At 45.2% G+C, this 14348-nt stretch carries 9 protein-coding genes and 2 tRNA genes; 7 read left to right on the top strand and 4 right to left on the bottom strand.

Annotated features, from left to right (window positions below):
- Positions 1–53: 53 nt before the first annotated feature.
- The 3 genes from nusA to KUA50_RS13065 all read right to left on the bottom strand — a co-directional run bounded on the left by nusA (position 54) and on the right by KUA50_RS13065 (position 3655).
- Complete coding sequence (gene nusA / locus KUA50_RS13075; protein ID WP_118116543.1) at positions 54–1316, bottom strand: transcription termination factor NusA; 1263 nt, start codon at positions 1314–1316, stop codon at positions 54–56.
- 3 nt (positions 1317–1319) lie between these two features.
- Positions 1320–1787, bottom strand: a complete 468-nt coding sequence (rimP, locus tag KUA50_RS13070) for a ribosome assembly cofactor RimP (protein WP_118116541.1) — start codon at positions 1785–1787, stop codon at positions 1320–1322.
- Between the two features lie 203 nt (positions 1788–1990).
- A complete protein-coding gene (locus tag KUA50_RS13065; RefSeq protein ID WP_218455849.1) occupies positions 1991–3655 on the bottom strand; it encodes a S41 family peptidase in 1665 nt (554 codons plus the stop codon).
- A gap of 218 nt (positions 3656–3873) precedes the next feature.
- Here KUA50_RS13065 and KUA50_RS13060 point away from each other — a divergent pair.
- Both KUA50_RS13060 and KUA50_RS13055 read left to right on the top strand, forming a co-directional pair.
- Positions 3874–3947 (top strand) — tRNA-Asn (locus KUA50_RS13060).
- 52 nt (positions 3948–3999) lie between these two features.
- Positions 4000–4073: transfer RNA gene (locus KUA50_RS13055), tRNA-Asn, on the top strand.
- Positions 4074–5153: 1080 nt separating this feature from the next.
- Here KUA50_RS13055 and pnp read toward each other — a convergent pair.
- The gene (gene pnp, locus KUA50_RS13050; RefSeq protein WP_218455848.1) at positions 5154–7466 is read right to left on the bottom strand and encodes a polyribonucleotide nucleotidyltransferase; all 2313 of its coding nucleotides are present in this window, start codon (positions 7464–7466) and stop codon (positions 5154–5156) included.
- 195 nt (positions 7467–7661) lie between these two features.
- Between pnp and KUA50_RS13045 the strand changes: the two genes are divergently transcribed.
- From KUA50_RS13045 to KUA50_RS13025, 5 genes are all read left to right on the top strand, one after another.
- Complete coding sequence (locus tag KUA50_RS13045; RefSeq protein WP_218455847.1) at positions 7662–8840, top strand: TlpA disulfide reductase family protein; 1179 nt, start codon at positions 7662–7664, stop codon at positions 8838–8840.
- Positions 8841–8956: 116 nt separating this feature from the next.
- A complete protein-coding gene (locus KUA50_RS13040; protein WP_218455846.1) occupies positions 8957–10414 on the top strand; it encodes a sialate O-acetylesterase in 1458 nt (485 codons plus the stop codon).
- Positions 10415–10519: 105 nt separating this feature from the next.
- Positions 10520–11044 carry an NUDIX domain-containing protein gene (locus KUA50_RS13035; protein WP_218455845.1) on the top strand — a complete coding sequence of 175 codons (525 nt, stop codon included), beginning with the start codon at positions 10520–10522 and terminating at the stop codon, positions 11042–11044.
- Between the two features lie 393 nt (positions 11045–11437).
- Positions 11438–13765, top strand: coding sequence for a type I DNA topoisomerase (gene topA, locus KUA50_RS13030; protein ID WP_218455844.1), 2328 nt, complete (start codon positions 11438–11440; stop codon positions 13763–13765).
- A gap of 27 nt (positions 13766–13792) precedes the next feature.
- On the top strand, positions 13793–14320 hold the full coding sequence (locus KUA50_RS13025) for a shikimate kinase (protein ID WP_218455843.1): 528 nt from the start codon (positions 13793–13795) through the stop codon (positions 14318–14320).
- Positions 14321–14348: the final 28 nt, after the last annotated feature.

Genomic DNA, 14348 nt, shown 5'->3' with positions numbered 1-14348 from the left:
TTATTTATACTCCTTTTCTTTTGTCTCTTATTTGTAATGCGATTTTTAGAGAATTACTGTTCAAACTCTGCTCGTAAAACCTTCAATACGTTATCAACAGTCTCTTCCTCCAAGTCGGCCTTTTCTACGAGCATATCGCGAGGTGCATTGAGCACTTGCTTCGCTGTATCAAGTCCGATGCCCTTGATGGCGTCGATAACCCACTGGTCGATTTCATCAGAGAATTCATCCAGATAAATATCCTCGTCAGCCTGACTTTCGTCAATCTCACGGAACACATCAATGGTATATTCAGTCAACATAGAAGCCAACTTGATGTTCATACCACTGCGACCGATAGCCTTGCTCACCTCTTCTGGCTGCAAGAACACCTCAGCCTTCTTGTTTTCATCATCTATATTAACTGAAGAAATTCTTGCAGGTGCCAAAGCACGCTGAATGAACAACTTCACGTTGCTGCTATAGTTGATTACGTCTAAGTTTTCATTGCACAACTCACGTACGATACCATGTACACGGCTACCCTTCACACCCACGCAGGCTCCTACAGGGTCGATACGCTCGTCGAAAGTCTCCACAGCAATCTTGGCGCGCTCACCTGGCATACGGGCTATGCGACGGATAGCAATCAGTCCCTCTGCGATTTCAGGAACCTCAGCCTCCAACAGGCGCTGCAAGAAGATAGGTGCTGTACGGCTCAGGATAATCTTAGGATTATTGTTCTCATTATCTACACGCAAGATCACGGCACGCACGGTTTCACCCTTGCGATACTGGTCAGCAGGAATCTGCTCTGCCTTTGGCAAAATCAACTCATTGTTCTCGTCGTCAACAATCAGGATTTCACGCTTCCAGATCTGGTAAACCTCACCGGAAATAATCTGACCCACACGATCCTTATACTTATTATAAAGAGAATCATGCTCAAGTTCCAAAATCTTAGAAGCCAAGGTCTGACGAAGAGTCAAGATGGCACGACGACCAAACTTATTGAAATCCACGTTCTCGCTCACATCCTCGCCTACCTCATAGTCAGCCTGGATTTTACGAGCCTCAGTCAAAGCGATTTCCTTATTTTCATCTTCCACCTCGCCATCAGCAACAACGACACGATTGCGGTAAATTTCAAAGTCACCTTTATCAGGATTAACAATCACATCGAAGTTTTCATCACTACCAAAAATCTTAGCAAGCACATTGCGGAAACTTTCCTCCAACACGCTCACCAAAGTTGTACGGTCGATATTCTTGGTTTCTTTGAACTCGCGAAATGTATCAATCATACTCGCAGTTAATTCTTGCTCTTTCTTAGCCATAGTTTATTTGAAACTTATTACGTATTTTGTATATTTTACTTTATCCATCTGGAAAGCATAATCTACTTCCTGTTTTACCGGACGCTTCTTGCCTTCCACTTTTACCTTTTCTTCAACACCTACTGTAAAATCATTGCCATCGACAGCCTTGAGGATGCCCTTTACTTTTTTGCCATCGGCATCAAGCACCTCGACTTCTTTGCCAACAAAGTTGATGTACTGCTGAGGCACCTTGAATGGCTGTCCCAATCCTGCAGAACCCACCTCCAGTTCAAAGTCTTCCTCATCACGATTCAAATGGTCCTCAATATATCTACTGAGTTCCACGCAATCCTCAATCCACACACCATCGGCGTGGTCGATTTCCACGACAATCTTGTTGTCTTGACTAATTTCGATGCCTACCAAGAAATATTCCTTATCTTGGAGCCACTCATCCACTAATGTTTTTACGACGTTTTTGTCAATCATATATACCTTATTAAAATAAAATGAGGAACTCTTTGCGAGCCCCTCATTCCACTGAACGTTTGCAAAATTACGAATAATTTCGATATTATCCAAAAAAAATGGAACTTTTTATTCCTAACATGCGCATTTTTAATGGATTGTGCATGGATTTCAGCCAAAATCATACTTATTTCCTTCAGATATAGGCAGGTATCGTATGCACTTTATTTTTTCTTAGGATGCAAAATCTTGGCATATTCTTCCGGAGAATTCAAGAGGCGGGACGCTTCCTTTACCACCTTGTCATATCTCAGGGAATTGCGGATGGCACCTGCCTGATAATAGTAAGCTGCCACGATCGCGTTTTCCAGCAATCGCTTGATAGTAGCCTTATTATAATCCAGATCCTTTGCCACATTATGACTCAGTTTTTTCTTCAGTGCTTCAAACTCCGGTTTGGCATCCTCATAATATCCTTCAAACTTAGCAAGTTTCTCCAAATCCTTCAAGTATTTTTCTGTTTCACGGTCATACTTAAAGTTTGCCTTCAGCACCCTTGCCTTGAATTCCTCATAATCTGCATCCGTCAAAGCAAATTCCTCTGGTGATGCAATCGTTGGATGCTTGGCAATGTAATCCACCTCATAATTAAGCATCACCTCATTACTGTCACGTGCTCCTGCTAAATAGAAGGCAATATTTGGAAGTGAATCTGGCTTTACCTCTACATCTGGTTTGATACCGCCACCGTCACGCACTTCTCTACCGCCCACGGTATAGAAGACCTTGGTCAATGAATCTGGCACATGCTCCACATATCCGCCCCTCGAATGTTTATAGTTCAAAGCCTGCACACATCTTCCGCTTGGAATATAATACTTGGCAGTGGTCAGTTTCATCTGTCCGTTGTAAGGCAAATCCATGGTTGCCTGAACCAAACCTTTTCCATACGTGCGCGTACCTAATATAATAGCTCTATCATAGTCCTGCAGACTACCACTTGTTATCTCACTGGCACTTGCCGTGTTTTCATTGACGAGCACGGCAATAGGCATCACCGTATCAATCGGTTCCACGGAAGTCTTATACTCATTGTTGGAACGTTTCAACTTTCCCTTCATCTGCAGTATCAGCTTGTTTTTAGGCAAGAACATATTGACGATACTGATAGCTTCCTGCACAGAACCGCCTCCGTTATCTCTCAGGTCGAAAACCAAACTTTTAGCGCCCTGTTTTCTCAAGTCGATAAAAGCACGACGTACATCTCTTGCAGAATTTTCAGTAAAACTATTATAGTTGATATAGCCTACCTGATTCTGCAACATACCATAATAAGGAAGATATGGCATCTGAATGGTTCGGCGTATAACCTTCATTTTCATCTCCTTGCCCGTGCTCGGTCTTTTGATTTTGATGATAAAGGACGTACCAGGTTCACCACGGAGGTGATCACTGACGTATGACACTTCCTTGCCAACCATGGAAGTATCTGCAATGGAAAGGATGACATCACCCTTCTTGAGACCAGCCTCCGCAGCAGGCATATTCTCATAAGGTTCGTCGATAACCACAGTCTGCAACTGGTTGTTATATCGAATCAGGGCACCCACACCGGCATACTTACCGGTAAGCATGCGTTTCAACTCTTTCTGATCTGACTCAGGATAATAGGTAGTATAAGGGTCAAGACTACCGAGCATAGCCTTGATACCATAGCCGATAACCTCATCCGCATTGAGTGTATCGACATACATCATATCCAAGTTTTTATAGATGGCATTGAAAACATCCATGTTTTTAGCCACTTTGAAATCATGGTCTTTATCTTTCTGTGCAAAAGTTGGCAATGCCAAAAGCAGAGCCAGCATTGAGATCCATATTTTATTCATGCTTACCTTTTTATTAATATGTTTATTTGCCTACAAAATTACTCATTTCTTTGTGAAAACTGCCATTTTCTGTCTTAAAATATGCCTATAAACAAGAAAAAAATGCACTTTTTGAAGAAAAACTCAAAAAAAACCGGCAAAAAATTTGGTAGAATCACGAAAAGTTAGTACTTTTGCAGTCGCAAATAAGGAACATCATGTTCTTATAGATGCAAAATGCTTCAATAGCTCAGTTGGTTAGAGCACCTGACTGTTAATCAGGGGGTCGTTGGTTCAAGCCCATCTTGAAGCGCAAATAGAGTATCAAGCAACTCTTATACTCTTCTTCTTTCATAAGCTAAAATGCTTCAATAGCTCAGTTGGTTAGAGCACCTGACTGTTAATCAGGGGGTCGTTGGTTCAAGCCCATCTTGAAGCGCAAAAGCCTTGCAGGTTCAACACTTGCAAGGCTTTTTGTTTTTATACAAAAGAGGCAGCCAGTCAAGATCGTAGATGACAAGCACAAATCTCTCTGCACTCATCTTCCCCAACCAGTGGCCTATGATATATCCTTGTATGTCCATCTTCTTGTTATTTTCTTGTAAATCTTCTTGTATTCTTGTAAACCAAAAAGCTTTTATCTAACTGAATTTCAAGAACTTATCTTTATTTTCTTGTAAATACAACAAATTTTCTTGTAAACTTTCACCTTATTATATTAATTGCATAAGAACCATTTCCTACCAATAACATGTATCTTTCCTGCTCTTCTTAAAGAAGCAAGAAGATTTGTCACCTTATTATATTTTTGTGTCTCATCAAGCACGTCTGGCAATTTTGGCTGAAGAAACCGCATTAAGCAAGGTTGCCCAAGCCTTGGGCATCGTGTCCCCACCCTTTGGGCATCGGTTGCCCAAGGCTTGAGCATCGTGTCCCCAAGCCTTGGTCCTTCCTTATTTTGTAGTTCCTTATTCCTATTGTAAGTTGACAATTATTTTCTCTATTCCTAATTCTACTTGTCAATCTTCTATCTTATTCCTAGTTAGTATTTACATACTGTATTTGTCTTTAGCTCTTCCACCTTTCTATGAAGAATGAATGTGTCTTCTATGAAGACTAAGAGCAGTCCTCTATGAAGACTAAAAGTAGTCCTCTATGAAGGCTGAAATAGCATTCAGATGACAGGTGATGAAGAGTGAATTTTTACCCTTCATCTCCAGAACCCCAGTGTTTATCGGGGTTTCAGGCGAAAAGATGAAGGGTGAAGAGTAAATGCCTATACGAGCTGAAAAAAGTGATTAAGATAGGGGAAAAAACTTGCCCATGGCACACAGTCGGAAATGCTTCATAAAAATTATTATTAGAATTAATATATATATCGAAGAACTTCATCATATACTCTTACTGGAATTCAAATTCAGGACTTATATAAAAAAATAAAAGGTGTATCCCATTGCTGAGATACACCTTATTATATATATTCGAATCTGATGATGATTAATCAACTTTCTTCGGATGATTAATCATTGTTGTGATCCAAAGAATCGTTGAAATCCTTAGGAGCCTGCTCATCATTACGATGCTCATAACGGCGTGGCTGACGAGCTGGACGCTCACCACGACCCTCATGACGGTCATCACGACGAGGGCGACGCTCACCACGCTCTGGACGTGGACGACGCTCACGCTCAACATAACCCTCTGGCTTCTCCATCAACACACGGTGAGAGAGCTTGTACTTGCCAGTCTTAGGATCAATCTCCATCAACTTCACCTTGATCTTGTCGCCTTCCTTGATGCCAGCCTCTTCAACTGTCTCAAGACGCTTCCAATCAATCTCAGAGATGTGGAGCAAACCATCCTTACCAGGGAGAATCTCTACGAAACAACCGTAAGGCATGATAGAACGAACAGTACCCTCGTAAACCTCACCTACCTCAGGAACAGCTACGATAGCCTTGATCTTACCCAAAGCAGCATCGATAGAATCCTTGTTAGGAGCAGATACCTGTACGTGACCCTTACCATCAGTCTCCTCGATAGTGATAGTAGCACCAGTTTCCTCCTGCATTTGCTGGATAATCTTACCACCAGGACCGATAACAGCACCGATGAACTCCTTAGGAATATCGAATGCTACGATACGTGGAACCTGTGGCTTCATCTCAGCACGTGGCTCAGAGATTGTCTCCATCATGCAGTTGAGGATGTGCTCACGACCAGCCTTAGCCTGCATCAAAGCCTCCTCGAGAATCTCGAAACTCAAACCATCACACTTGATATCCATCTGTGTAGCGGTCAAACCATCACGGGTACCTGTGGTCTTGAAGTCCATATCACCCAAGTGGTCCTCATCACCGAGGATATCACTGAGGATAGCGTACTTGTCCTCACCTGGGTTCTTGATAAGACCCATAGCGATACCTGAAACTGGCTTCTTCATAGGAACACCTGCATCCATCAGGGCGAGTGTACCAGCACAAACAGTAGCCATAGAAGAAGAACCGTTAGACTCGAGGATCTGGCTTACCAAACGAACTGTGTAAGGGAAGTCAGCAGGAATCTGACCCTTCAAACCACGCCATGCCAAGTGACCGTGACCAATCTCACGACGGCCTACGCCGCGCTGAGCCTTAGCCTCACCTGTAGAGAATGGAGGGAAGTTATAGTGAAGGAGGAAGCGCTGGTAGCTCTTCTCGAGCACACCGTCGATAAGCTTCTCATCCATCTTTGTACCAAGAGTACATGTAGAGAGAGACATAGTCTCACCACGCTGGAAGATAGCGCTTCCGTGAGGCATTGGGAGTGGAGACACCTCGCACCAGATAGGGCGGATATCTGTAGTAGCACGACCATCAAGACGCAAGCCCTCATCGAGGATGCAACGACGCATAGCATCGCGCATTACGTCATCATAGTAGCGGGTAGCCTCAGCGTGCTTCTCCTCCAAGTCTTCCTCAGAGAGATCAGTATGAGCAGCGTCATACTTCTCAAGGAAGTCAGCCAAAACCTTGTCGAAAGCATCCTGACGAGCATGCTTCTCCAAAGCCTGGTGGTTGATATCGTAAGCTGGCTTGTAAAGCTCAGACTTGATCTGCTCACGGAGTTCCTCGTCGTTGATCTCATGATCATACTCACGCTTCACGTCAGTACCCTTCTCCTTAGCCAACTCATACTGGAGCTCGCACATAGGCTTGATAGCCTCGGCAGCAGCCTTGAGGGCACCGATCAGATCCTGCTCAGAAACTTCCTTCATCTCACCTTCCACCATCATGATGTTCTCCTTGGTAGCACCTACCATGATATCCATGTCAGCCTCTTCCATCTGCTGGAATGTAGGGTTAACAACATACTCACCATTGATACGAGCCACACGAACCTCAGAGATGTAGTGCTCGAAAGGAATATCTGAACAAGCCATGGCAGCTGAAGCAGCGAAACCTGCAAGGGCATCTGGCTGGTCAACACCATCGGCTGAGAGCAACATTACCTGTACGTAAACTTCTGCATGGTAGTTAGAAGGGAAAAGTGGACGCAAAGCACGGTCCACAAGGCGAGAGGTAAGGATCTCCTCATCGCTGGCTTTGCCTTCGCGCTTGGTGAAACCACCAGGGAAACGACCTGCAGCACTGTACTGCTCACGATAATCTACTTGCAAAGGCATGAAATCTGTACCCGGAACTGCATCCTTTGCTGCACAAACAGTTGCGAGGAGCACTGTGTTACCCATGCGGAGAACCGCAGCACCATCAGCCTGTTTTGCAACTTTTCCGGTCTCAATTGTGATGGTTCTTCCATCAGGCAACTGAACACTTTTTGTAATTACGTTCATCTAAAATTTAAAAACTTATTGTTTTGTCTAACATCTAATATCTAAAACGCTGCAAAGATACCTTTTTAATTATTAATAAACGAATAAATGTGCAACTATTTTCTGCTTTTTTAAATATTTTATCTATCTAAGAGACCATATTCACAATTTTATTGCTACCTTTGCAGTCGATAATTTTGCAAAATACAGAAATTCATGAAAATAACCAGATTTTTTTCAGTGGCAGTGATCATGGTTGCTGCGCTGGCTTTCACTTCTTGTCATAACAAGAAATTTCATATCAACGGCAACATTACTGAAGCCAAGGACTCCATGCTCTACCTGGAGAATATCGGTCTGAACGGTCCTGAGAAAATAGACTCGGTGAAGTTGGGCGAAGACGGTTCCTTCGCTTTCGAAGAAAACGCCATGGACTCTGTTTCTCCTGAGTTCTATCGCCTGCGTATTGCCAACCAGACCATCAACCTCTCTATTGACTCTACGGAAACCATCCTCGTAAAGGCTGCATACCCTACGATGGCTTACAAATACGAGGTGGAAGGTTCGGAGAACTGTTCTACCATCAAGGAACTGTCGCTCAAGCAGATGAACCTGCAGGCTACCATCAACAGTATCACCAAAAATCCAAACATGGGAGTTGACTCCATGAACGTGGCAATAGCTCAGGTGATCAACAGCTACAAGCAGGACATCAAGACCCGGTATATCTTCAAGGCTCCAATGAAGGCTTCTTCCTACTATGCTCTTTTCCAGACCATTCAGGTAGGTGGCACCAACACCCTGCTGTTCAATCCACGCAACAACAAGGATGACATCAAGGTGTTTGCTGCCGTGGCTACCAGTTGGGATACTTACTATCCTAACGCTGAGCGTGGCAAGAACCTCCACAACATCGCCATCCAGGGCATGAAGGACGTTCGCATCATGGAAAGCCAGATGGCAGAGCGACAGATTGATGCCAGCAAGGTGAGCGTAAATGGATGCATCAACCTCTCGCTGACAGACAACAAGGGTGTGGTACGCAATCTTACCGACCTCAAGGGCAAGGTAGTGCTGCTCGACTTCCATCTCTTTGCCAATAGAGAGAGTACCAAACGTATTATGATGCTCCGCGACCTTTACAACAAGTATCATGCTGCAGGTCTGGAGATTTATCAGGTATCCGTAGATCCAGACGAGCATTTCTGGAAGACTTCTACTGCCGGAATCCCCTGGATTTGTGTGCGCGACGAAGATGGCATTCAGGGACAAAGCCTGGCAAGCTATAATGTGCAGAGCATCCCTACCTTCTTCCTGATAGACCGCAACAATACCTTGCAGGCTCGCGATGCACAGATCAAGGACATCGATGCAGCTATCAAGAGTCTTCTGTAAGACCTTCAAGGGTCTTCTATAAGAAAAGGTTTCTAACTAACTTACTCTATCAACATTCATCAACATGGACAGATAAAACCATTAAAATAAAAATTATAAACTTAATACACTAAAAAATGAACAAGAAATTCTTTTCTTTAGCAGCCTGTGCTCTCATCACTTTGGGAGCACAGGCTAAAGTTAAATTGCCACACATTCTCGGTGACAACATGGTTATCCAGCAGAACTCAGAAGCCAATCTCTGGGGATGGGACAAGCCTGGTACGGAAGTGAAGGTCACCACATCCTGGTCTTCCCAGAAATATTCTGTGAAAACCGGGAAAGACGGCAAATGGGCTGTGAAGGTGTTGACACCAAAAGCCAGTTATACGCCGCTTTCCATCACCTTCGATGACGGAGACCAGACAACCCTCAACAATATCTTAGCGGGTGAAGTATGGGTTTGTGCAGGACAGAGCAACATGGAAATGCCAGTCAAGGGATTCGGCAACTGCCCTGTAAAAGGCTACAACAAGGCGGTGGTGAGAGCCAACCAGTATAAAGGCGTTCACTACGTGAAGATTCCGAGCGTGATGAGCAGCAAGCCACTGGACGATGCCAACTGCGAATGGAAGGTAATCAGCCCGGAAACCGTGGGCGATGCTTCAGCCACCGGCTATTTCTTTGCGCAGGTGGTAAACAAGGCGCTGAATGTGCCTGTGGGACTGGTGATGGCAAACAAGGGCGGAAGCCGAGTAGAGAGCTGGTTAGACCGTGACTATCTGAAGAAGAACACGAAGGAAGACCTCGACTCCATCAAGATGACGAAGAATCCTAAGTTCAAATGGGACTTCCTTTACCCTCTTCTCTGGGGCAACGGAACCTTCCATCCTATCCTCAACTACAGCGTAAAGGGTATTCTCTTCTACCAGGGCTGCTCCAATGTGGGCGACCCGGCAGGTCAATACACCCAGCGCCTTGCCGACCTCGTAGCCCAGTGGCGCAGAGACTTCAAGCAGGGCGAACTGCCATTCTATTTCGTGCAGATTGCACCTTATCATAATGGTGATGTGAATGGCGATGCAGGTCCAAGACTCCGCGAGCAGCAGTTTAACGCTGCCAAGGTGATTCCTAACAGCGGCATCGTGTGCACCGAAGACCTGGTTTATCCATACGAGGTAGAGCAGATTCATCCATGCCAGAAGCAGCCTGTGGGCGAGCGCCTTGCCCTGCAGGCCCTGAGCAAGACCTATGGCATGAAGGGACTCTTCTGCGAGAGCATGACCTTCAAGGAGATGAAGATTGTTGGCGACACCGTGAAGGTTCACTTCGACAACACCTACGGAGCCTACAACCGCTTTGAAGGCATCAAGGGCTTCGAGGTAGCCGGCGAGGACAAGGTGTTCCATCCTGCCACAGCCAAGCATTTCTGGCAGGAAGGCGGCAACGACGGTTGGAACGAGTGCATCATCGTAACCAGTCCTGAGGTAAAGAAGCCAGTGGCTTTGCGCTATTGCTTCCGCAACTTCCAGCTCGGCAACATGGCGAATGCAGGCGGTCTGCCTCTCTTCCCATTCCGTACAGACAATTGGTAATCATCAAAATATCAACAGCGGTCGATCTTTGCCTGAATCAAAGACCGGCCGCTTTTCGATTATAACATGATGATAAATCCTTTTCCATTATACATTAATCTTAATATGAGTCACGTTTTAGATAAATTCAAGTTTTGCCCCGTTTGCGGTTCTCCGCATTTCGAGATCAACAACATCAAAAGCAAGAAATGCAAAGATTGCGGTTTCAGTTATTACCTCAATGCCAGCAGCGCCACAGTTGCCCTCATCGTCAATGAGAAGGATGAACTCTTAGTGGTCCGCCGTAAGAATGACCCTGGCAAAGACATGCTCGACATGCCAGGCGGTTTTGTCGATATGGACGAGACGGGTGAGGAGGCCATGGCACGAGAAGTAAAAGAAGAGACGGGTCTGGAAGCTACGGAAGTCAGCTATCAGTTCAGCTATCCCAACACCTATCTTTATTCCGGCTTCTTAGTTCATACGCTCGATATGTTTTTCAAGGTGAAGGTCAAGGACTTATCTCATGTAGAAGCTATGGATGATGCAGCCGCCTACTACTGGATTCCATTCTCGGAAATAGATATAGACAAGTTTGCTTTCGATTCCATCAAAAAGGGACTTACCAGATTTCTAATGGATCTTCGTTAAGCCACAGATAAATCTTCGTTCCATGAGGGTGTGCCATAAGCCAAATCCCTATACGTATACATAGTCCCACAGATTTCACAGATTACACAGATTTTTTTTTGCTTCAAAAAGATTTGTATAATCTGTGAAATCCGTGGGACTATGTATTTTATTTTTCAGCCTCCTATTGTCTGCTCCTTTCATCTGCTTTTTGCAGCAACGCATGGTGAGCCTCATCAGTTCTCCCCGTTTTACATCACTCCATCTGTATTTTGCAAATGTAGTGAATTTCGCTCTGTCAAACCATCTTTTTTCTCGCAAAACATTTAAAAAACTAAAAAAAAACACTATATAATAAGGTATAAGCAAAAAGTTTATTTACTTTTGCAACCAAAAGTAATTGTGTAGAAGCTTATGCAAGAAAATTTAGTAATCGTCGAGAGCCCTGCAAAGGCAAAGAAAATCGAAGAGTTTTTAGGTAAAGACTATAAGGTGATGTCTTCTTACGGCCACATTCGTGACCTGAAAAAGAAGGAACTTAGTATAAACGAGCAAACCATGGAACCAGACTACGAGATTCCTGATGAAAAGAAAAAGCTCGTTACAGAATTGAAAGCAACTGCGAAGAAAGCCAAGAAGATCTGGTTGGCTTCCGATGAGGACCGCGAGGGAGAAGCCATCAGCTGGCACCTTTGCGAAGTTCTCGGATTGGATGAAGAGAAGACAAGCCGTATCGTCTTCCACGAAATTACAAAACCGGCTATCTTGGATGCTATTCAGCACCCACGCCACTTGGACATGAACTTAGTGAATGCCCAACAGGCTCGCCGTGTCCTCGACCGACTGGTGGGTTTCAAGCTTTCTCCAGTACTTTGGCGCAAAGTGAAACCTGCTCTCTCTGCTGGTCGCGTACAGAGCGTAGCCGTCAGACTCATCGTAGAACGTGAGCGCGAAATCCAGAAGTTCAAGAGCGAATCTTACTACCGTGTTTCTGCCATCTTCGCATTGATCAACGAAAACGGAAATGCTACGGAAGTGAAGGCTGAACTGGACAAGCGTTTCAAAACACATGAGGAAGTAGAGGCTTTTCTGAAAAAATGCAAGGATGCCAAGTTTACAGTAGAAGCTGTCAACAAGAAACCTCTGAAGCGCACACCAGCCCCTCCTTTCACAACCTCTACCCTACAGCAGGAGGCTGCCAGAAAGTTGGGATTCACCGTGAGCCAGACCATGATGATTGCCCAGAAATTGTACGAAAGCGGACGCATCACCTACATGCGTACCGATAGCGTCAACCTCTCCACCCTCTGCACCAATGCCAGCAAGGATGAAATCATCAAGGTATATGGAAGCGAATACAGCCAGCCACGCGCCTACCACACCCATTCCAAGGGAGCACAGGAAGCGCACGAGGCTATCCGCCCTACCTATATGAATGAGATATCTATCGACGGAACCAGTCAGGAGAAGCGACTCTATGAACTGATTTGGAAACGCACCATCGCCTCTCAGATGGCTGATGCGCAGATAGAGAAAACAACGATCAACATTCATATCGACAATGCTGAGGAGAAATTCGTTGCCAATGGTGAAGTCATCACCTTCGACGGATTCATCAAGGTTTACCGGGAGTCAACTGATGATGAAGATGGTACAGAAGATGCAACACACATCCTCCCTGCCATGAAGGAAGGAGACGAACTGCAGCGCCGCGAAATCACCGCTACAGAGAAATTCTCGGCAGCACCTCTGAGATATACCGAGGCCAGTCTGGTAAAGAAACTCGAAGACTTAGGAATCGGCCGTCCTTCTACCTATGCGCCAACCATCAGCACCATCCAGCAACGTGAATACGTGCAGAAGGGCGACAAGAAGGGCGTTGAGCGTTCCTATACCATCGATTCGCTGAAGGGAATCAAGGTGACACAGAAAGTGAAGAAGGAAATAGCAGGCAACGAAAAGGGAAAACTGCTGCCTACAGATATCGGAATCGTTGTCAACGACTTCCTGATGGAAAACTTCCCTGGCATCATGGACTACAACTTCACAGCCAATGTGGAACAGAAGTTTGATGACATTGCCGAAGGAAAGACCGAATGGAACAAGTGGATGAAGACATTCGACAAGGATTTCGAGCCGGAAGTAAGCAAGGTGATGAATGCCCGCAGCGAGCACAAGGCTGGCGAAAGAGAATTGGGAACAGATCCTAAGACAGGCAAACCGGTATTCGTCAAGATAGGCCGATTTGGTCCTGTGGCACAGATCGGTTCTGCCGAAGACAAGGACAAGCCACTCTTTGCCCAGCTCCCTTCCAACCTGAGTATCGAAACCATTACGCTGGAAGAGGCACTGGAACTTTTCAAGCTTCCTCGCGAACTCGGAGAGTTTGAGGGCACCAAGGTGAGCGTAGGTACAGGTCGTTTCGGTCCATACGTGCAGCACAACCGCAAATATGTTTCCATTCCTAAGGGAGAAGATCCGATGACCATCACTCTCGACAGAGCCATCGAACTCATTCAGGAGAAGAGAGAGACTGAGCAGAAACGTCACCTCAAGAGCTTCGACGAAGATGAGAAGCTGGAACTTCTGAACGGAAAATATGGTCCTTACATCGCCTACGATGGTAAGAACTACCGACTCCCAAAGAACAAGATGGAGAATGTAGAAGCACTCACCTATGAAGAGTGCATGACCATCATCAAGGAAGCACCGGAGCCAAAAACGGCACGTCGCAGGAAATAAAAACGCAGATAGAACAACAAGAGAGAAATGAAATCAATCATCATCATAGGATATATGGGCGCCGGCAAAACAACTGTCGGCAAAGCCCTTGCCAAGGAACTCGGCGTCATGTTTTATGACCTGGATTGGTATATAGAAAGCAGGATGCGCAAGACCGTGAAGCAAATCTTCGACGAAATGGGAGAAGAGGGATTCCGACAGATAGAGCACAACATGCTGCACGAAGTAGCTGAGTTTGAAAATGTTATCGTCAGTTGCGGAGGAGGCACACCTTGCTTCTTCGACAACATAGACTATATGAACCAATGCGGAGAAACCGTCTATCTGAAGGCATCCGCAGAAACACTTTACGAACATCTGAAGATGGGCAAGGGAGTACGCCCTCTGCTGCTCAACAAGACACCAGAGGAGGTTCAGGTATTCATCAAAGAACAGCTCAAGCAGCGCGAGCCTTTCTACAGCAAAGCAAAGCATATATTCGACATCAGCGTGATGGATGATTTCGATAAAATCAATGATACCGTCCAGCAGCTACGCAAGCAGTTGGGCATTTAAAAAAGAATGAGCAGTAAAGGTAAGCACC

It is taken from the genome of Segatella hominis (assembly GCF_019249725.2).
Lineage (GTDB): Bacteria > Bacteroidota > Bacteroidia > Bacteroidales > Bacteroidaceae > Prevotella.
Note: the sequence above shows the minus strand (reverse complement) of the source record. Positions and strands in the feature narration are given on the sequence as shown.